The sequence below is a fragment of the Geodermatophilus sp. SYSU D01119 genome (genome assembly GCF_054049975.1).
Genome location: NZ_JBJGYL010000034.1, coordinates 25,591 through 43,413, shown reverse-complemented (window position 1 = coordinate 43,413; position 17,823 = coordinate 25,591). Strand labels below are relative to the sequence as shown.

The following is a 17,823-nucleotide window of genomic DNA, read 5'->3' as shown; positions in this document are numbered from 1 at the left end:
GGGCGTCGAGCTGGGCGAGCAGCTCGCGCAGGTGGGCGGCGGTGATCGGCTGCCCGTTCACCTCGCCCGGTTCGGTGGTCTGGCCGGTGAGCGCGGCGAGGGTGGCGATGATCTGCAGGTGTGCGGTCACCGCCGGCCGGCCCGGCTCGCCTGCGCGCAGGAACACCGCCGCGTAGAGCTCGGTGCGCAGCTCGCTCATCGAGCGGGGGTCGCCGGCGTCCTTGGCCAGCCGCGCCATGGAGTCGAGCACGGCCATGCAGGCGGCGGCGACCTCGGCGGGCAGTTCGGCGATCATCAGCGCCATGCCGTCCTGCGCGGAGGGGACGACGCGGACGTCGGCGGTGCGGGTGGCGTCGTCCTTCTTGCGCTCCACGGCGTCGGGGTCGAGTTCCAGCAGCGCCTCGACCGCGCGCTTGCGCAAGGTCCGCAGCGTCCACTCCGCAGCCCGGGGCAGCAGGCGCGCCTCGACCCGTCGGGCCAGTACGGGGTTGGTCCACTGCAGCACGTCGACCAGCACCATCGCCCGGCGCTCGTCCAGCTCCCCGGCGGCCAGCGCCGCCCACGTGGCCGGCAGCGACTCCCGGTAGGTCCACGCCCGCTTCGCCAGCGTGGCGGCGGTGGGCCGGCCGACGTTGAGGACCACTGCCAGCTCGGCGGTGAAGAACTCCGACACCCCGGGCAGCTCGGGATCCGGCGCCCACGACCCCGACCGCGCACCCGGGCTTCCCGCAGGTGGGTCGAGGTCGGCGGGGCGGGTCTGGGCCAGCCGCAGCACCAGCTCCGCCTCGTAGGCGGCCTCCATCGCCTTGCGCGCCTGCACCCGCGCCAGCTCCGCGGCGGCCTGGGCGTCGGAGAGCACCGCCACCGGCAACCGCCCGATCCGCACCGGCTGCTCGATCAGCACCCGGCCAGGCCGCGCTCGATCGGCGACACGTGCCCCGCGCCCGCCGACATGACCCCAACCTAGAGCCGGGGTACGACATAAACGGCAGGTCAGCGGCCGGATCGGCTCACATCCGCGACGGGTCCACGACCACCTCGACCGTCACGACGTCGCCGTCGTCCTTGCCGCGGCGGACCCGCGCCGGGACGGCCAGCAGCCACCCGGCGCGGCGGTCGCGCCACACGCTCGTGGCCCACGTGCTCCCGTCGACGGTGGCCGTCACCGGCACGCGGCCGAAGGGGCCCGCGGAGTCGGGCGCGTGCTCGGCGGGCACCGGCGCGAACACCCAGCCGCCGGAGCCGGGCGAGCGGACGAGCGTCGTCTCGAAGGGCACGCGCGCACCATGCCGCAGGGGACCGACAGGTCAGCCGGCGAGCAGCAGCCCCGCGACGGCGAGCGGGACGCAGACGAAGGGGAAGACGCCCATGGGCTGGAGCGCGCCGCCGAGGTCGGCCTGGTCGCGTTCGGGTGCCCGCCCGAGGAAGGCGCGCACGTCGGAGGTGCCGGCCCGGGCGACCACCGTCCCGCCGACCAGCGCGAGCAGCCCGGCCGCGACGACCAGCGCGACCGTCAGCTTCGCCCGGTAGCCGCCGCCGGCGAGCAGGACCCAGATCCCGGCGGCCGCTGCGCCGACCGCAGCTCCTCCGACGAGCATTCCCAGTGCCTGGCGGAGACCACGGACGACGTGCACGGGCGGAACGCTATCGGTACGGATGCTCAGCAGCGGCGTCCCGAGTCGACCTGCCAGGTCGAGTCCGGCCCCTGGACGGCGTGCAGGGTGACGTCGCCGGCGCGCAGCTCCACGCCGTTCGCGTCCTCGCCCACCACCCGCCAGCCCGTAGGAGGCTCGTCCCCGGGGCCGGCGTACGCCTCCGCCGCGGCCACCGGGGAGGCGGCGCCACCCCGGTCCGACGCGAGGGACACGGCGAACTGGTCGCAGCCGCCGAGGTCGCAGGCGGCCGTCAGCGGCAGGAGCCACAGGACGGCGAGCACCGGCAGCGTGCGCACGGTCGCAGCATGACGGATCGGTGCTCACTCCGGGGCGCGGTGCCGCCCGCCCGAGGGTGGGTGAGGAGGCGTCGCGCGGGCCCGCTCCTCCTCGCGCTGCAGCCACCGCCAGCGGGCGGTGTCGGACGGCTCCGCCGGGAGGCCGGCCGCCTCGCGGGCGGCGCGTGCGGCGTCGGTGACGGCGATCTCGCCGGTGCGCGGACCGCGCGCGTCGACCCGCGCCTCGGCCCGGGCCGCCAGGCGCCGCGCGCGCCGGGTGGGCCGCTCGGGCGCCTGCTCGTCCACGCGACCTCCCCCCGCCGGCCGCGCCGGCCGGCGTGCGCATCGTCGCACGTCTCTCGGCAGGACCTGCCGTCCGACCAGCACCGATCCCGTGGCATCTCGCCGTGGGCGGGAGGGGACGGTGGGGCGACTGCGCCGTCCGTGACGAGCGGGACGACGCGGGGAAAGCGCCCGCGGTACCGCCCGGGACCGCTGTCCGCGCTGTGTCAGCGTCCACGCCGTGCCCGCCTCCCGCCCCCGGACCGCCCGGTGACCGGCCCCGCGCCGGTGCTCGTGCCGGTCCTGGCGGCGCTGGCCGGGGCGGGCGTCGGCCACCTCGTCGACCGGGCCGCCGCACGCTTCCCGTGGCCGCGCCCGGCGACCGTCGGCGCCGTGCTCGGCGGCCGCGGCGGCGCCGCCCCGCGCGGGCTGCTCGAGGCGGCGACGGCGTCGCTGTTCCTCCTCGCCGCCCTCCGCTTCGGCCCGACGGCGGAGCTCCCGGCCTGGCTGTGGTTCGTCGCCGCGGGCGTCCTGCTCAGCGTGATCGACCTGCGCGAGCAGCTGCTGCCGAACCGGGTGCTGCTGCCCGCCGTCGCCGGCGCACTGGTCCTGCTCACCGTCGCCGCCGCCGCGGGCGACCGCTGGGACGACCTGCTGCGCGCGGTCCTCGCCGGCGCGGCCGCCCTCGGTGTCGCCCTCGCCATGGCGATGGCCGCGCCCGGACTCGGCATGGGCGACGTCAAGCTCGCCGGCCTGCTCGGGCTGCTGCTGGGGTGGCTCGGCTGGGGCGTCGTCCTCGCCGGCTTCTTCCTCGGCTTCCTCGCCCAGGCCGTCCTCGGGCTGGCGCTCATGGCCGCCGGCCGGGCCGGGCGGCGCACCGAGCTGCCGTTCGGACCTGCCCTCGCGGCGGGCGCGCTGGCCGCCGCGGTGCTCGCCGGCACCTGGCAGGGCCTGCTGTGACCCCGGGGGAGGGGCGACCGTGCCCCCGACCGGGTGTCCGCCACCACCCGTCCCGGTGGTCCCCGGCACGCCCGGTGACAGGGGGAGGCCGCCCCGGGACCCGGCGGCGTGAGCCGGCCCCCGGGATGTGCGAACGGGCCCCTGAGCTGGGGAGACCCACCTGAGCCGCCGGTCCTGACCGGGCCCGTGCAGCGCCCGGCGTCACCCCCGGGGGGGAGACGCCGCGCCGCCTGCTTCACCCGCCCGGTCGACCGGCCGACCACCACTGCGACGCCGCGACACCGGGTCACACCGACCCGGAGCGCCGACGGCCGACCCACTAGGAGAGCACCGTGACCAGCATCTTCGCCGCCCTGCAGACCCTGTCCCTCGTCGTGTCCGACCGCCTCGCCGCGGTCAAGGAGAACGAGAAGGGCGCCACGATGGTCGAGTACGCCCTGCTCGTCGCCGCCATCGCCGCGGTGGTCGCCACCGCCGTCGCCGCCTTCACCGACGACCTCACGGGCCTGTTCGAGCGCATCATCCCCTGACCCGTCGCGGCCGAGCCGCTCCTGAGGGGTCGTGCGAGGCGGTGCGGTGCCCCACCGGCACCGCGCCGCCTCCACCCCCTCCCGCACCACCCCGCCGGCCCGGCCGGCACCCCACCCCCGAACCGCCCCGAGAGGACGTGCACCGGCCATGCGCTCCCGGTCGAGCCGCCGTCCCCGCACCCTGCGCACCCGCCTGCTGGGGGAGCGGGGTGCCGCCGTCGTCGAGTTCGCCCTCGTCGCCCCGGTGCTGGTGATGCTGCTCATCGGCATCGTCGAGTGCAGCAAGATGTTCCAGGCGCAGAGCACCCTGTCGGCCGCCGCCCGCGAGGGCGTCCGCGTCATGGCCCTGACCAACAACGCCACCAACGCCCGCACCGCGGCGGTGAACGCCGCCGGCTCGCTCGGCGTCCCGGCCGGCTCGGTGACCTTCACCTTCTCCCGTGGCAGCTCCTGCTCCGGCGCGACGCCGACCGACACGGTCACCGCCCGGGTCGCCTACCGCCAGACCTTCGTCTCCGGCCTGCTCGGCCGCACCGGCGTCGACCTCACCGGCACGGCGAGGATGCGATGCGGCGGCTGATCACCTGGCCGCTCCGCCGCCTCACCCCGCGCCGCCTCGCCGGTGAGCGCGGGGCGACGGCCGTGATGACGGCGATGCTGCTCGTGCCGCTGCTCGCCTGCGGGGCCATCGCCGTCGACGTCGCCTCGTACTACTCCGACCGCGCGCAGCTGCTCAACGCCGCCGACGCCGCGGCCATCGCGGTCGCCTCGGACTGCGCCCGCGGCAACTGCGGCAGCACGACGGCGACCGCCACCGCGCTGCAGTCGGCCAACGCCTCGGTCGCCGACTCCTTCGACGCGACCCTCCGGACGCCGACCGTGACGGTGGGCACGCGCCGGGTCGACGTGACGACGTCGGCCGACGCCGCCCACTGGTTCGCCCCGGTGCTCGGCCGCGACGCCAGCCGGGTCACCGCCACCAGCCGGGCCACCTGGGCCCCGACCTCCGGTGGGACCGCGAAGTTCCCGCTGGTCATCAGCTGGTGCGAGTACGTCGGCCAGATGCAGCGCGACCCCAACGGCAACGCCACCATCCGCGTCAACGCGACCACCGACCTCGGGTCGCCCGAGACCTGCACCGGGCCCGACGGCGTCACGCCGGTCCGCGTGGGCTACGCGGTGACCAACGGCGACGGCGGCAACGCCGCCTGCGGCACGACGTCGAGCATCGGCGGCTGGGTCAACCAGTACACCGGCATGTACACGACGTCCTACCGGCTGCCGGTCAGCTGCACCGACGCCTACCTCGCCAGCCTCATCGGGACGACGGTGATCGTGCCCATCTGGGACCGGGTGGAGGGTCCGGAGGGGAGCGCCCGGCTGCGCGTCTACGCCTACGCCGCCTTCTACCTCGAGGGCTACGACTACATCAACCGGCTCGACGACCCGGCGCTGGTCGGCCGCTTCTCCCGCGCCGCCCTGCCGGCCGCCTCCGGCACCCCGGCCTCGGTCTCCCGGACGGCGCCGGACCTCACCACCTTCGACGCGCAGTACCGCGGTGCGTACTCCGTCTTCCTCGAACCCCAGGGATAGGACCCATGCGACGTCGACTGCTGGCCGGCTTCACGGCCCTCGCCATCGCCACGCTCGGGGCGATCCTCATCATCAAGTACGTCCGGAGCTACGAGGAGAGCGTCCGTGCCGACGAGGAACTCGTCTCGGTGCTCGTCGTCCGTGACGAGGTGCCGGTCGGCGCAGATCCCGCGACCGTCCGTTCGGCCGTCGAGGCGGTCGACGTGCCGACACGCCTCGTGGCGGGGGACAGCCTGCGGAGCATCACGGAACTCGACGCCCTGACCGGCCAGGTGACGAACGCCGCTCTGCTCCGAGGCGAGCAGGTGGTCGCACGGCGTTTCGAGGTCCCCAGGGCCGTGAACCCGGACGGCTCCCGACCGGTGCCGGACGGCCTGGTCGGCATCAGCCTCACCCTGGAGCCGCAGCGGGCCCTCGGCGGTCGGCTCGCCGCCGGTGATCACGTGGGTCTCTACATCTCCGTTCCGCAGCAGATCCCCGGCACCACCCAGTCGCAGCCGGTCATCCAGGTGGTCGCCGAGGACCTCCTCGTGACCCGCGTCGCCAGCACGCTGACCGTCGACCCGAACGCCAGCTCTGCGGCTCCGGCGTCCCCGAGCGACAGCGTGACCGTGACCCTGGCCGTACCGGCGGACCTCGTGCCTGCCATCACCACCGGCGGAGAACTCGGGACTGTCTGGCTGACCCTGGTCAGCTCCGGCTCCGTCGACACCACCACCAGCACCACCAGCGGAGGCGACAAGTGACCCAGGTCCTCACCGTCGGCGTCGGCGCCGACCTCGTCCAGCGCTTCGCCGAGGCCAGCAACGGCGACCTGCTCGCCTTCGGCGTCGAGGCGCTCGACGCCGAGGGCGGCCTGCTCGCCCGCATCGCCGAGGCCGGCGGCCCGCACGTCGTCGTGCTCGGCCCCGCCGTGCCCTTGGAGCGGGCGTTCCTGCTCGCCGGCCACGTCGACGTCGCCGCGCCGACCACCAGCGTCGTGGTCGTGGCACACGCCGACCCGGACCTGTGGATGTCGGCCATGCGCGCCGGCGTCCGCGACGTCCTGGCCGCCGACGCCGGGCCGGCCGACGTCGCGGCGGTCCTCGGCCGCGCCGCCGACCTGGCCCGCGCCCGCTGGGAGGCGAGCCAGGCCGGCTCCGGCAGCCGCCCCGACCACCGCGTCATCGTGGTCGCCTCGCCCAAGGGCGGGGTCGGCAAGACCACCGTGTCCACCAACCTCGCCGTCGGCCTGGCGAAGGCCGGGGTCGGCCCGACCGTGATCGTCGACCTCGACGTGCAGTTCGGCGACGTCGCGAGCGCCCTGGCCCTCGCGCCCGAGTACTCGCTGCCCGACACCGTGCACGGCGCCGCCAGCAACGACCCGCTGGTCCTCAAGACCTTCCTCACCCGGCACCCCAGCGGCCTGTACGTGGTCGCCGGCAGCGAGTCGCCGGCCGCCGGTGACGCCGTCACCGCCGAGCAGGTCGGCCGGCTCATCGAGACGCTGAGCCACGAGTTCCGCTACGTCGTCGTGGACACCGCGCCGGGCCTGTCCGACCACACGCTCATGGCCCTGGAGAAGGCCACCGACCTGGTGCTCATGAGCAGCATGGACGTGCCCGGCGTGCGCGGCCTGCGCAAGGAGCTCGACGTCCTGCAGGAGCTCGGCCTCGTCCCGGCCGGCCGGCACCTGGTCATCAACATGGCCGACTCCGCCGGCGCGCTGTCGATGGCCGACGTCGAGACGACCGTGGGCGCGCCGCTCGACGTCGTCCTGCCGCGCACCACCGCCGTCCCGCTGTCGACCAACACCGGCGCCCCGCTGCTGGAGTCCGGCAGCCGCGACGCCGTCGCCCGCGGCCTGCAGACGCTGCTCGGCCGGCTGCTGCCCGACGCCGGCCCGCGGAAGCCCGGCCTCCTCGGTCGCCTCCGGGCGGGCTCGCGGTGAACCTCGGCGACCGGGTGGCCCTCGCGCGCGGGGAGGCGGCGCTGGGCGCCGACCCCGTGCGGGTGGCCCGCAGCACGCCGGAGGTCATCGAGCACGGCTCGCTCGCCACGCGGGCCGCGGCGGCGCACACCGCCCCCGAGCCCGGCGTCCTGCCGGGCCCGCGGCCGGCCGCCGAGGCCGCGGTGCCCGGCGGCGACGCGCTCGGCCGGCTCAAGGACCGCGCCCGCCGGTCGCTGTTCGAGCGGCTGGGCGCCAAGCTCAGCGACGGCAACATGCCCGAGGACCAGCTGTTCGCCCTGGTCCGCGCCGAGCTGCAGCGGGTCGTCGCCAACGAGCAGACGCCGCTGTCGGCCGAGGACCGCCGTCGGCTGATCTCCGAGATCACCGACGAGGTGCTCGGCCACGGCCCGCTGCAGCCCTACCTCGACGACCCCGCCGTGAGCGAGGTCATGGTCAACGGCCCGGACTCGGTCTACGTCGAGCGCAACGGCCGGATCAGCCGCACGACGGCGTCCTTCGCCGACGAGCAGCACCTGCGCCAGGTGATCGAGCGGATCGTCTCCCGGGTCGGCCGCCGCATCGACGAGTCCTCGCCGCTGGTCGACGCCCGCCTGCCCGACGGCTCCCGGGTCAACGCCGTCATCCCGCCGCTGGCCTTCAGCGGCTCCACGCTGACCATCCGCAAGTTCAGCCGCGACCCCTTCCAGGTGGCCGACCTCATCTCCTTCGGCACGCTGTCGCCGGAGATGGCCGAGCTGCTGCGCGCCTGCGTCGAGGCCCGGCTGAACATCGTCGTCTCCGGCGGCACCGGCACCGGCAAGACGACGCTGCTCAACGTCCTGTCGTCGTTCATCCCGGAGAACGAGCGGATCATCACCATCGAGGACGCCGTGGAGCTGCAGCTGCAGCAGGAGCACGTCGTCCGGCTGGAGTCCCGCCCGGCCAACATCGAGGGCAAGGGCGAGATCACCATCCGCGACCTGGTGCGCAACTCGCTGCGCATGCGCCCGGACCGCATCGTCGTCGGCGAGGTCCGCGGCGGCGAGAGCCTCGACATGCTCCAGGCGATGAACACCGGCCACGACGGCTCGCTGTCGACGGTGCACGCCAACACCCCGCGCGACGCCATCGCCCGCCTCGAGACCCTGGTGCTCATGGCCGGCATGGACCTGCCGCTGCGGGCCGTGCGCGAGCAGGTGGCCTCCGCCGTCGACGTCATCGTGCAGATCAGCCGGCTGCGCGACGGCACCCGCCGGGTCACCCACGTCACCGAGGTCCAGGGCCTGGAGGGCGACACCGTCACCCTGCAGGACGCCTTCCTCTTCGACTACTCCGCCGGCACCGACCTCAACGGCCGGTTCCTCGGCCGCGCGGTCCCGACCGGCGTGCGCCCGCGGTTCACCGAGAAGTTCGCCGAGCTCGGCATCAGCCTGTCCTCCCGGGTCTTCGGCGTCCCGCCGCAGCGGCCCGCGTTCGGGGGCCGCGGCTGATGACCCCGATGCTGTGGGTCGCCACCGGCGCGGTGGCCCTCGGGCTGGCGATCGGCGTGCTGGTGCTGACCGTGCCGCGCCCGCCGAGGGTGGGCCTGGAGCGGCTCGCCCCCGGCGCGCGGCCGCAGCAGAGCACCCGGCTGGCCGGCGCCGCCGACGACACCGCGGCGCTGGCCGACCGGGTGCTGCGTCGCCTCGGCCGCGCCGAGCAGCTCGAGCTCGCGCTGGAGCGGGCGGGGATCACCCGGCCGCCCGCCGAGGTGGCGCTGATCGTCACCGGGGCCACCGCCGGCGCGGCGCTCGCCGGCGGCGTGCTCGGCGGGGTCGTGCTCGGCGTGCTGCTCGCCGTGCTGCCGCCCGTCGCCGCCGTGGTGTACGTCAACGGCCGCCGTGACCGGCGGCAGGCCGCCTTCGCCGACCAACTCGACGACGCCCTGCACCTCATGGCCAGCAGCCTGCGGGCCGGGCACAGCGTGCTGCGCGCGCTCGACGCCGTCTCCCGCGACGCCCCTGAGCCGACCTCGATCGAGTTCTCCCGGGTGGTCAACGAGACCCGCGTCGGGCGTGACGTGAACCGGGCCCTGGAGGAGGTGGCCGAGCGCACCGCCAGCCGCGACTTCGCGTGGGTCGTGCAGGCCATCGCCATCCACCGCGAGGTCGGCGGCAACCTGGCCGAGGTCCTCGACCGGGTCAGCACCACCATCCGCGAGCGCAACGCCCTGCGCCGGCACGCCCGGTCGCTGTCGGCCGAGGGCCGCATGTCGGGCCTGGTGCTCATGCTCATGCCGGTCGGCGTCTTCTGCTTCCTCTCGCTGATCTCGCCGACCTACTTCGACCAGATCACCGGCACCTCGTCCGGCGTGGTCATGCTCGTCGTCGCCGCGGTCCTGATGCTGCTCGGCGGGTTGTGGCTGCGGGCCGTCGTGAAGGTGAGGTTCTGATGCCCGGGATCGTCCTGGCCGGCGTGCTGGCGATCGTCCTGCCGCTGGGCCTGTCGGTGCACGTGGCGCTGTCCCGCTCGGGACGGGTGCTGTCGATCGCGCGGCGCAACCTCACCCGGGGGCTGTTCTCCACCACCTTCGAGGTCGGCTCGCTGGAGGCGCGGCGCACCGGCTGGGGCGCCGTGCTGCGCGCGCTGACCCCCGACCCGGCCGCGCGTCGGGTCCGCCGGCTGCTCGACCTCGCCGGCCGGCCCGAGGGCTGGACGATGACCCGCCTGTTGTGGGCGAAGCTCGGCCTGGCCGCCGCCGCGGTGTCCCTCGCCGTGGTCGGCTTCACGGAGAACCCGGGGCTGCTGGTCGGCGTGCTGTGCGTCGCCGGCGTCGCGCTGGCCTACCACGTGCCGGAGATCCTGCTGCACGGCCGGGGGCAGGAGCGCCAGGCGGCCATCGCCCTGGAGCTGCCCGACGTCCTCGACCAGATGACCATCGCCGTCGAGGCGGGCCTGGGCTTCGAGGGCGCGCTCGCCCGCGCCGCGGCCACCGGCACCGGCCCGCTGGCCGGCGAGCTGGTGCGCACGCTGCAGGACGTCACCGTCGGCCGCCCCCGGCGCGAGGCCTACGAGGCGCTGGTCAAGCGCACCCAGGTCGAGGACCTGCGCCGGTTCGTCAGCGCCGTCAACCAGGCCGACGCCTACGGCATCGCCGTCGTCGACGTCCTGCGGGTGCAGGCCGACGAGATGCGGCTCAAGCGCCGCCAGCGCGCGGAGGAGCAGGCCGCGAAGGTGCCGGTCAAGGTCACCTTCCCGCTGATCGCGTGCATCCTCCCGGCGCTGCTGGTCATCGTCGTCGGGCCGATGATCGCCGGCCTCGGCGAGGTCATGTAGACCTCCCGGCCCTGGCGCTCTCCGGGGCCGGGACGCAGGCGGCCGCGCACCTCGGTGGGGGGGGGTGCGCGGCCGCCGTCGTGTCCGGGGTGCGGTCAGCCGGTGCTGCGCGGCTGGCCGGGGTTGGTCGGGTCGCCCTGCGACGGCGGGTTGATCTTCGGGCCGGTCGTCGCCTCGGACACCTTCGACCCGGCGGACGCGGCCACCGGGTCGTCGGCGGCCGGGGCCGCCGGATCGCCGCCCGAGGGCTGCGCGCCCTCGTGCAGCGAGCGCAGCCGGTTCTCCATCGCCATCGTCACCTGCAGGCGGTCGGCGTGGGCCCGCTCGTAGTCGAGCAGCGTCTGCAGGCCGGTGGCGTCCAGCGTGCGGATGCGCGAGATCAGTCCCTCCACCGGCAGGTGGTCGTAGTCGGGCAGCGGCAGCTGGTCGTGCTCGGTCATGGGGCAGCGCCTACCCGTCCCCTTCCGTTCCGACACGGTGTGTGGCGGTCGAACCCGTGGGTAGGCGGCGGACAGTGCGCGTCCCGCCGAGGACGCCGTCCCACCGATCCGCACCGAGGAAGTGGTTCCGCCCATGGACGTGTCCTTCCTGGCACCCGTCTTCGACGCCGCCGGCCCCTACGCCACCGTGACGGCCGACGTCACGCACAACACCGAGAACGCCGACACCGAGCTCGACCTCCGCGTCCGCGCGGTCGCCGAGAAGCTCGCCGAGCAGGGCGCGCCGGAGGCCGTCGTCGAGGCGGTGCGCGGCCGGCTCCTCGAGGGCAACGACGGCGGCGAGGCCGGCACCGTCCGCGGCCGCGCGGTCGTCGTCGCCGCCGACGGCACCGTCGTGTTCGACTCCCAGCTGGCCGACGTGCCCCGGCAGGAACTCGCCGAGTGGTCGCCCACGCCGGACCTGCTGCCGGTGCTGCGCGCGCTGCCCGGCCGCATCCCGCACGTGGTGGTGCTCACCGACCGCACCGGTGCCGACCTCACCGTCGCGAGCCTTCCCGGCCACGCCGAGGAGGAGGAGACGGTGAAGGGCGACACCTTCCAGATCCGCAAGTTCCAGGGCGGCGGCTGGGCCCACCACCGGTACCAGCACAACGCCGAGAACAAGTGGGTGCACAACGCCGACGACGTCGCCGAGCACATCGCCTCGGTGGTGCGCCGGCTGCACCCCCGGTTCGTGCTGCTCGCCGGCGACATGCGCGCCCGGCAGATCCTCACCGACCGCGCCAGCGGGCTGTGGTCGGACCTGATCGTGTCCATGGACGAGGGCGGCCGCGCCGCCGGCGCCGACCGCGAGCCGATCGAGCGGAGGGCCGCCGAGCTCGTCGCCGAGCACGAGGCCCGCGACGAGGCCGACGCCGTCGAGAAGATCAGCTCGGCGGGCGCGCACGGGCTCGCGGTGACCGGTACGGCGAACGTCGTCGAGGCGCTGCGCAAGGCCCAGGTGGAGACGCTCGTGCTCGCCGACCCGGCCGACGACGAGAAGTTGCTCGTGGGCGCCTCGCCGCTCGAGCTCGGCGTCGACCAGGCCGACATGGACGCCCTCGGCGTGCAGGAGGTGCACTCGGTCCCGGCCGAGAACGCGCTGCTCGCGGCCGCCGTCGCCAGCACCGCCGGCGTCGTCGTCGTCCCGCGCGCGGCCATGCCCGGCGACATCCCCGTGGCGGCGATCCTCCGCTACACCGACGACTCCACCCCCACCCCGCAGTGACGGAGGCAGCAGACATGACCGACCCCCGCCAGGAAGGCACCCCCGCCGGCACCAGCCCGGCCGACGTCGACCACCGCGCCGCCATCGCCGAGGCGCTCGGCAAGGAGGTGTGGCCGGCCGACCGCGACGCGCTCGTGGCCAAGGCGCAGGAGTCCAACGCCCCCGACCGCGTGCTCGGCGACCTGCGCCGGCTGCCGGAGGGGCGGACGTTCGAGAACGTGCAGGAGGTCGCCCGGGCGCTGGGCATCGGCACCGAGCAGCAGCGGTTCTGAGCCGGTGACCACCAACAAGGAGCCCAGCCCCGAGGCGCTCGCCAACGTCACCGAGCACAACGTCGAGACGCGCGCCGACCTGCTGCCGGAGGAGGCCGGCATGCAGGGCACGGGCATGGAGGAGGTCGCCGCCGAGGTGATCCTCGCCGAGTCCGAGGAGCGCACCGTGCACCCCGACCCCGACGACGCCCAGGGCGCGCACCGGCAGTCCGCGGAGACGGCGGACCTGCCCTGAGCGCAGACGGCGGCGGCGAGCCGCACGAGCACCCGGTCCAGTTGCGCTGGTCGGACACCGACCTGTTCGGCCACGTCAACCACGCCCGGGTGCTCGGGCTGCTCGAGGACGCGCGGCTGGCGATGGCCGACCCCGCGCCGGGCGCGGGGATCATCCTCGCGCGCCTGGAGATCGACTACCTGCGGCAGGTGCACTACCGGGTGGCCGAGCACCTGACGGTCACCAGCACGGTGACCCGCCTGGGCCGCAGTTCGATCGGCATGCGGCAGGACCTCACCCAGGACGGCGAGGTGGCGCTGCGCGCGGAGATGGTGCTCGTCAACTTCGACTACGCCGCCGACCGCTCGGCGCCGCTGACGGAGGCCCAGCGGGCGCACTGGGCCCGCTGGCAGGTGGGCTGACCCCGCCCGCTGCCGGTCCCGGGCGGGTCAGCCGGCCGGGGGAGCGGTGCTGTCCCGGACGACCAGCCGGGTGGCCAGCTCGATCCGCGGGGTCTCCACCGGCTCGCCGCGCATGAGCCGCAGCACGGTGCGCGCCGCCAGGGTGCCCATCTGCGCCAGCGGCTGGTGCACCGTGGTCAGCGGCGGCGAGGACCACTGCGCCAGCGGCAGGTCGTCGAACCCCACGACGCTGAGGTCCTCGGGCACCCGCAGGCCCCGCCGGCGCGCGGCCTCGTAGACCCCGAGGGCCATCTGGTCGTTGGCGGCGAACACCGCCGTCGGCCGGTCGGGCAGCGCCAGCAGGCGCGCGCCGCACTCCGACCCGGAGCGGTAGCCGAAGTCGCCCTCGACCACGAGGTCGGGGTCGACGGCGACGTCGACGGCGCCGAGGCCCGCGCGGTAGCCGTCGAGCCGGGCGCGGCTGGACCACAGCGGGGCCGGCCCCCCGACGAAGCCGATGCGCCGGTGCCCGAGCCCGGTCAGGTGGTCGGTGGCGCTCAGGCCGCCGGCCCAGTCGGTCGCGCCGACGGTGGGGACGTCGAGCGACGGCACGCCCGCCGGGTCGATCACCACGGCCGGCACCTGCAGGTCGCGCAGCTCCGACCCCAGCGCCGGGTCCAGCTCGCTGGTCACCAGGATGACGCCGTCGCTGGCCCGGGCGGCGAGGTTCTCCAGCCACGCGCGGGTGGCGCTGGCGCGGCGGTGGATGGCGGAGACGACGGTGCCGACGCCCTCGGCGTGCGCGGCGTCCTCGACGCCGCGGATGATCTCCAGCGCCCAGGGGCTGTCGAGGTCGTTGAAGACCAGGTCGACCAGGCGGGCGCGTTCCCGCGGCCGCCCGCCGCGGCGCTGGTAGCCGTGCTCGCGCAGGAGCGCCTCGACCCGCTCGCGGGTGTGCGGGGCGACGTCGGAGCGGCCGTTGAGCACCCGCGACACCGTGGGCAGGGAGACGCCCGCCTCCGCCGCGATCGCCGCGATGGTGACGGCTCGGCCCTGACTCTCGGACACGCGTGCCTCCTGCCTCGGTGCTGGTCAGCCTAGGGCCGCCGTCCGCGACGCCGGCCGCTCCCGGGGTCGGGCTTGACCCGTCCGGGTCGGCTTCGTAACGTGGCTCACGTTCCGGAACATTTCGGAAAGCAGAGTCGCTCCTCCCGGAAGGTCCCTCCCCGCATGCGTTCCTCTCGCTCCCGCACCCTCGCCCGCGGCGCCGTCGGGCTCGGGCTCACGCCCCTCCTGCTGGCCGCCGCGGTGCTCCCCGCGTCGGCCGCGCCCGGCCCGCAGGCACCTCCGCCGCACGCCAACGAGGACCAGTCCTACGGCCAGGCCAAGAAGAACGGCCTGCGCACCGTCGCGCCCGACGACCTGGTCATCGGCACCGCGGCCGCCGGCGGCGGGCACCACGTGACGGCCGGCTACCCCGACCCGTTCACCCACGACCGGCAGTACCGGCGGATCCTCAACGCCGAGTTCAGCTCCGTCTCGCCCGAGAACCAGATGAAGTGGGAGTTCCTCGAGCCGGAGCGCGGCCAGTACAACTGGGGCCCGGCCGACGCCATCGTCGAGAACGCCGAGCGCAACGGCCAGGCCGTCCGCGGCCACACCCTGCTGTGGCACAGCCAGAACCCGGCGTGGCTCACCGAGGGCGTGGCCAGCGGCGAGATCGACGACACCGAGCTGCGGCAGATCCTCGAGAACCACATCAGGACCGTCGTCGGCCGCTACGCCGGCCGCATCGACCAGTGGGACGTCGCCAACGAGATCTTCACCGACGAGGCGACGCCGCGGCTGCGCCCGGAGAACTTCTGGATCCAGCAGCTCGGGCCGGGGATCATCGCCGACGCGTTCCGCTGGGCGCACGAGGCCGACCCCGAGGCGACGCTGTTCCTCAACGACTACGCCGTCGAGCACATCGGGCCCAAGAGCGACGCCTACTACGCCCTCGCGCAGGAGCTGCTCGAGCAGGGCGTGCCGCTGCACGGGTTCGCCGTCCAGGCGCACCTGAGCTTCGAGTACTCGTTCCCCGGCAACCTGCAGGAGAACCTGCAGCGCTTCGACGACCTGGGCCTGGAGACGGCGATCACCGAGCTCGACGTCCGCATGCCGGTCGCCGAGGGCGGCCCGACCGAGGCCCAGCTCGAGCAGCAGGCCGACTGGTACCAGCAGGCCCTCGAGGCCTGCCTCGGCGTGGAGGAGTGCAACTCGTTCACGATCTGGGGCTTCACCGACAAGTACTCGTGGGTGCCCTACTTCTTCGAGGGCACCGGTGCCGCGAACGTCATGTTCGAGGACTACGAGCGCAAGCCCGCGTACTGGGCGCTGCACGAGACCCTCGCCGCGGCGCAGGACTGAGCGGGGGAGCGCGATGACCTCCCGGCGCACCCGCCTGCGCCTGCTCGCCGTGCCGCTCGCCCTCGGGGCGGTGCTGTCCGGCGCCGCCCCGGCGGTGGCCGGCGGCAACGGCGCCGGGCCGGGCCCGGGCCAGGGCGGTCCGGCCACGGCCGAGGTGGTCACCACCACCCGGCTCGGCGGGCAGGTGGCCGCGCTGACCTTCGACGACGGCCCGAACCCGCACGACACCCCGCGGCTGCTCGAGGTGCTGGCGGCCAACGACGTGGAGGCGGTGTTCTGTCTCTGGGGTGACGTCGTGCGGCAGAACCCCGACCTCGTGCGGCAGATCGTGGCGGCGGGGCACACCCTCTGCAACCACACGATGCACCACGAGGACCTCGCCACCTGGACGCCGGAGGCCGTCCGGGCCGACCTCGAGGCCACCTCGGCGCTGATCCGCGAGGTCGCGCCCGGGGCGCCGATCCCGTACTTCCGCGCCCCGTACGGGTCGTGGGGGGAGAGCGCGCAGGTGGCCGCGGACCTCGGCATGCAGCCGCTGGGCTGGACGGTGACCATCGAGGACTGGGAGACCCAGGACGCCGACGTGCTCACCGAGCGGCTGGAGTCGCGGATCCGGGCCAACCCGGGCGCCGTCGTCCTGCTGCACGACGGGCCGGTGATGGACCGCAGCGGCACCGTCGAGGCCGTGGCGCGGGTGGTCCCGGAGCTGCGGGCCGAGGGCTGGCGGTTCCACGAGCCGGACCGCCGGGGCTGACCGGCGGGCTGCCCGGCCGTTCCCCGGCCGGGCAGCCCGCCGTTCCCTGCCGTTCGCCGTCGTCGCGGCTGGGTAGGTGGCGGGCATGCCGAAGACGACGAAGAGCGGGGACGCGAAGGCCGACGAGATCCCCAGCACGCTGGAGCGCTCCGACGAGAAGGCGCAGCGCACCTGGGCCAAGGCGCACGACTCCGCCGTCGAGACCTACGACGGCGACGAGCAGCGCGCCAACCGGGTGGCGTGGGCGGCGGTCAAGCACACCCACGAGAAGGTCGGCGACCACTGGGAGCCGAAGGACCACACGGGCCCGTCCGACGCCCAGGCCGCGGGCGGCGCCGGCACCGACCGGGAGACGAAGGGCGGCGTCGACGCCAACGCCACCAAGGAGCACCTCATGGACGTGGCGAAGCGCCTGGACGTGCACGGCCGCTCGTCGATGACCAAGGACGAGCTCGTCGACGCCATCCAGGAGGCGAACGACAGGAAGACGCGCGAGGCGCGGGAGGGCTGACCTCCCCCGGGGTACCGCACCGCCATGAGCAGCCCCCGCCCCCTGTCGGACCAGGCCGTCGTCGTCCTCGGTGCCTCCAGCGGCATCGGCCGGGCCAGCGCGATCGAGTTCGTCCGCCGCGGCGTGACCCGGATCGTCGTCGCCTCCCGCTCCGTGGAGGCCCTGGCGACCCTCGTCGACGACCTGCGCGGCCGCGGCGCGGAGGCGGTGGCCGTGCCCACCGACATCGCCGACGACGACGCGGTGACCGCCCTCGCCGAGGCCGCCGAGGAGCGCTTCGGCCGCGTGGACACCTGGGTCACCGTGCCCGCCGTCAGCGTCTACGCGACCGTCGCCGACACCACGATGGCGGAGTTCCGGCGGGTCACCGAGGTGAACTACCTCGGGCACGTGGCGGCGGCGAAGGCCGCCGTCCCGGTGCTGGAGCGGGCCGGCGGCGGCGTGCTCGTCGGGATCGGGTCCATCGAGAGCCACCGGGCCCTGCCGCTGCACGCCGCCTATTCCGCCAGCAAGGCCGCGCTCCGGCTGTTCTACGACGCGCTGCGCACCGAGCTGGCCGACGCCGGCTCCCCGGTCGCGGTGAGCACGGTGCTGCCGGCGTCCATCGCGACGCCGTTCTTCGAGCACTCCCGCAGCCGCACCGGGTCGATGCCGAAGCCCCCGCCGCCGGTCTACGCCCCGGAGCTGGTGGCCGAGGCGGTCGTGCGGCTGGCCGAGCGCCCGCGCCGGGAGGTGCCCGTCGGCGACGCCGCGTTCGGGTTCCTCGCCGGCCAGAAGGTGAGCCCCGCCCTCACCGACGCGGTGCTGTCGGTGGTGGGCCCGCGCGCCCAGCGCAGCGACCGGCCCGACGACGGCACCGACATCCTGGACACCCCGACGCCCGGTCCCGGCCGGGTGCGCGGCGAGCACGCGGGCCAGGCGCTGACCACCAGCCCGCTGAGCCGCGCGGCGTGGGCGGTGCCGCGGCCGGGGGAGTTGCTGATGCGGGCCCGCCGGGGGCGGCCGAGGGCCTGAG

At 75.3% G+C, this 17,823-nt stretch carries 24 protein-coding genes; 17 read left to right on the top strand and 7 right to left on the bottom strand.

The genetic code is table 11. The annotated features are described in order from the left end of the window. The 5 genes from ACI79X_RS20745 to ACI79X_RS20725 form a co-directional block, all read right to left on the bottom strand. Positions 1 to 904: DUF222 domain-containing protein (locus ACI79X_RS20745; protein WP_457027312.1), on the bottom strand; the 904-nt coding region annotated here is incomplete at its 3' end. A 106-nt stretch (positions 905 to 1,010) separates the two neighbouring features. Further along, positions 1,011 to 1,277 (bottom strand): DUF1905 domain-containing protein, encoded by a 267-nt coding sequence (locus tag ACI79X_RS20740; protein WP_457027311.1) that lies wholly within the window; start codon positions 1,275 to 1,277, stop codon positions 1,011 to 1,013. A gap of 30 nt (positions 1,278 to 1,307) precedes the next feature. Further along, entirely contained in the window at positions 1,308 to 1,634 is a 327-nt protein-coding gene (locus ACI79X_RS20735) for a hypothetical protein (protein ID WP_457027310.1), read from the bottom strand. 26 nt (positions 1,635 to 1,660) lie between these two features. Next, the gene (locus ACI79X_RS20730) at positions 1,661 to 1,951 is read right to left on the bottom strand and encodes a hypothetical protein (RefSeq protein WP_457027309.1); all 291 of its coding nucleotides are present in this window, start codon (positions 1,949 to 1,951) and stop codon (positions 1,661 to 1,663) included. Between the two features lie 24 nt (positions 1,952 to 1,975). Further along, positions 1,976 to 2,236 (bottom strand): hypothetical protein, encoded by a 261-nt coding sequence (locus ACI79X_RS20725; protein WP_457027308.1) that lies wholly within the window; start codon positions 2,234 to 2,236, stop codon positions 1,976 to 1,978. Between the two features lie 246 nt (positions 2,237 to 2,482). On the opposite strand from ACI79X_RS20725, the gene ACI79X_RS20720 reads away from it, so the two are divergent. The 9 genes from ACI79X_RS20720 to ACI79X_RS20680 all read left to right on the top strand — a co-directional run bounded on the left by ACI79X_RS20720 (position 2,483) and on the right by ACI79X_RS20680 (position 10,540). Further along, positions 2,483 to 3,172: a prepilin peptidase gene (locus tag ACI79X_RS20720; protein ID WP_457027307.1), complete on the top strand. Its 690-nt coding sequence runs from the start codon at positions 2,483 to 2,485 to the stop codon at positions 3,170 to 3,172. Positions 3,173 to 3,504: 332 nt separating this feature from the next. Next, positions 3,505 to 3,702: a Flp family type IVb pilin gene (locus ACI79X_RS20715; RefSeq protein WP_457027306.1), complete on the top strand. Its 198-nt coding sequence runs from the start codon at positions 3,505 to 3,507 to the stop codon at positions 3,700 to 3,702. A gap of 148 nt (positions 3,703 to 3,850) precedes the next feature. Beyond that, positions 3,851 to 4,282, top strand: a complete 432-nt coding sequence (locus tag ACI79X_RS20710) for a TadE/TadG family type IV pilus assembly protein (protein WP_457027305.1) — start codon at positions 3,851 to 3,853, stop codon at positions 4,280 to 4,282. Then, on the top strand, positions 4,270 to 5,295 hold the full coding sequence (locus ACI79X_RS20705; RefSeq protein WP_457027304.1) for a pilus assembly protein TadG-related protein: 1,026 nt from the start codon (positions 4,270 to 4,272) through the stop codon (positions 5,293 to 5,295). Before ACI79X_RS20710 ends, ACI79X_RS20705 begins: the two co-directional genes overlap by 13 nt. Positions 5,296 to 5,300: 5 nt before the next feature. Then, complete coding sequence (gene cpaB, locus ACI79X_RS20700) at positions 5,301 to 6,041, top strand: Flp pilus assembly protein CpaB (RefSeq protein WP_457027303.1); 741 nt, start codon at positions 5,301 to 5,303, stop codon at positions 6,039 to 6,041. Next, positions 6,038 to 7,225: an AAA family ATPase gene (locus tag ACI79X_RS20695; protein ID WP_457027302.1), complete on the top strand. Its 1,188-nt coding sequence runs from the start codon at positions 6,038 to 6,040 to the stop codon at positions 7,223 to 7,225. Before cpaB ends, ACI79X_RS20695 begins: the two co-directional genes overlap by 4 nt. Further along, a complete protein-coding gene (locus tag ACI79X_RS20690; protein WP_457027301.1) occupies positions 7,222 to 8,715 on the top strand; it encodes a CpaF family protein in 1,494 nt (497 codons plus the stop codon). Before ACI79X_RS20695 ends, ACI79X_RS20690 begins: the two co-directional genes overlap by 4 nt. Then, on the top strand, positions 8,715 to 9,656 hold the full coding sequence (locus ACI79X_RS20685; protein ID WP_457027300.1) for a type II secretion system F family protein: 942 nt from the start codon (positions 8,715 to 8,717) through the stop codon (positions 9,654 to 9,656). The genes ACI79X_RS20690 and ACI79X_RS20685 overlap by 1 nt, the downstream gene beginning before the upstream one ends. After that, a complete protein-coding gene (locus ACI79X_RS20680; protein WP_457027299.1) occupies positions 9,656 to 10,540 on the top strand; it encodes a type II secretion system F family protein in 885 nt (294 codons plus the stop codon). The genes ACI79X_RS20685 and ACI79X_RS20680 overlap by 1 nt, the downstream gene beginning before the upstream one ends. A 95-nt stretch (positions 10,541 to 10,635) precedes the next feature. On the opposite strand, the gene ACI79X_RS20675 is transcribed toward ACI79X_RS20680, so the two are convergent. Next, a complete protein-coding gene (locus ACI79X_RS20675) occupies positions 10,636 to 10,980 on the bottom strand; it encodes a hypothetical protein (protein ID WP_457027298.1) in 345 nt (114 codons plus the stop codon). Between the two features lie 133 nt (positions 10,981 to 11,113). Between ACI79X_RS20675 and ACI79X_RS20670 the strand changes: the two genes are divergently transcribed. From ACI79X_RS20670 to ACI79X_RS20655, 4 genes are read left to right on the top strand one after another with little or no spacing between them, the layout of a single operon-like run. Further along, positions 11,114 to 12,247, top strand: coding sequence for a baeRF2 domain-containing protein (locus ACI79X_RS20670; RefSeq protein ID WP_457027297.1), 1,134 nt, complete (start codon positions 11,114 to 11,116; stop codon positions 12,245 to 12,247). A 14-nt stretch (positions 12,248 to 12,261) separates the two neighbouring features. Continuing rightward, positions 12,262 to 12,519, top strand: a complete 258-nt coding sequence (locus ACI79X_RS20665; RefSeq protein WP_457027296.1) for a DUF2795 domain-containing protein — start codon at positions 12,262 to 12,264, stop codon at positions 12,517 to 12,519. Positions 12,520 to 12,523: 4 nt separating this feature from the next. Next, on the top strand, positions 12,524 to 12,754 hold the full coding sequence (locus tag ACI79X_RS20660) for a hypothetical protein (protein WP_457027295.1): 231 nt from the start codon (positions 12,524 to 12,526) through the stop codon (positions 12,752 to 12,754). A gap of 41 nt (positions 12,755 to 12,795) precedes the next feature. Further along, positions 12,796 to 13,155, top strand: a complete 360-nt coding sequence (locus ACI79X_RS20655) for an acyl-CoA thioesterase (protein ID WP_457027294.1) — start codon at positions 12,796 to 12,798, stop codon at positions 13,153 to 13,155. Positions 13,156 to 13,182: 27 nt separating this feature from the next. On the opposite strand, the gene ACI79X_RS20650 is transcribed toward ACI79X_RS20655, so the two are convergent. Further along, entirely contained in the window at positions 13,183 to 14,202 is a 1,020-nt protein-coding gene (locus ACI79X_RS20650; RefSeq protein ID WP_457027293.1) for a LacI family DNA-binding transcriptional regulator, read from the bottom strand. A 162-nt stretch (positions 14,203 to 14,364) separates the two neighbouring features. On the opposite strand from ACI79X_RS20650, the gene ACI79X_RS20645 reads away from it, so the two are divergent. From ACI79X_RS20645 to ACI79X_RS20630, 4 genes are all read left to right on the top strand, one after another. Next, positions 14,365 to 15,543, top strand: coding sequence for an endo-1,4-beta-xylanase (locus ACI79X_RS20645; protein ID WP_457027292.1), 1,179 nt, complete (start codon positions 14,365 to 14,367; stop codon positions 15,541 to 15,543). Between the two features lie 13 nt (positions 15,544 to 15,556). Continuing rightward, on the top strand, positions 15,557 to 16,297 hold the full coding sequence (locus tag ACI79X_RS20640) for a polysaccharide deacetylase family protein (protein ID WP_457027291.1): 741 nt from the start codon (positions 15,557 to 15,559) through the stop codon (positions 16,295 to 16,297). An 85-nt stretch (positions 16,298 to 16,382) separates the two neighbouring features. After that, complete coding sequence (locus ACI79X_RS20635; RefSeq protein WP_457027290.1) at positions 16,383 to 16,808, top strand: ChaB family protein; 426 nt, start codon at positions 16,383 to 16,385, stop codon at positions 16,806 to 16,808. A 24-nt stretch (positions 16,809 to 16,832) separates the two neighbouring features. Next, positions 16,833 to 17,822: an SDR family oxidoreductase gene (locus ACI79X_RS20630; protein WP_457027289.1), complete on the top strand. Its 990-nt coding sequence runs from the start codon at positions 16,833 to 16,835 to the stop codon at positions 17,820 to 17,822. The last annotated feature ends 1 nt before the right edge of the window (position 17,823 follow it).

Bases quoted from the DNA above. Each gene is read 5' to 3' on its own strand.
- ACI79X_RS20710 (WP_457027305.1), top strand. From the start codon at position 3,851: ATGCGCTCCCGGTCGAGCCGCCGTCCCCGCACCCTGCGCACCCGCCTG.
- ACI79X_RS20705 (WP_457027304.1), top strand. From the start codon at position 4,270: ATGCGGCGGCTGATCACCTGGCCGCTCCGCCGCCTCACCCCGCGCCGC.
- cpaB (WP_457027303.1), top strand. From the start codon at position 5,301: ATGCGACGTCGACTGCTGGCCGGCTTCACGGCCCTCGCCATCGCCACG.
- ACI79X_RS20685 (WP_457027300.1), top strand. From the start codon at position 8,715: ATGACCCCGATGCTGTGGGTCGCCACCGGCGCGGTGGCCCTCGGGCTG.
- ACI79X_RS20680 (WP_457027299.1), top strand. From the start codon at position 9,656: ATGCCCGGGATCGTCCTGGCCGGCGTGCTGGCGATCGTCCTGCCGCTG.
- ACI79X_RS20675 (WP_457027298.1), bottom strand. From the start codon at position 10,980: ATGACCGAGCACGACCAGCTGCCGCTGCCCGACTACGACCACCTGCCG.
- ACI79X_RS20670 (WP_457027297.1), top strand. From the start codon at position 11,114: ATGGACGTGTCCTTCCTGGCACCCGTCTTCGACGCCGCCGGCCCCTAC.
- ACI79X_RS20665 (WP_457027296.1), top strand. From the start codon at position 12,262: ATGACCGACCCCCGCCAGGAAGGCACCCCCGCCGGCACCAGCCCGGCC.
- ACI79X_RS20645 (WP_457027292.1), top strand. From the start codon at position 14,365: ATGCGTTCCTCTCGCTCCCGCACCCTCGCCCGCGGCGCCGTCGGGCTC.
- ACI79X_RS20640 (WP_457027291.1), top strand. From the start codon at position 15,557: ATGACCTCCCGGCGCACCCGCCTGCGCCTGCTCGCCGTGCCGCTCGCC.
- ACI79X_RS20635 (WP_457027290.1), top strand. From the start codon at position 16,383: ATGCCGAAGACGACGAAGAGCGGGGACGCGAAGGCCGACGAGATCCCC.
- ACI79X_RS20630 (WP_457027289.1), top strand. From the start codon at position 16,833: ATGAGCAGCCCCCGCCCCCTGTCGGACCAGGCCGTCGTCGTCCTCGGT.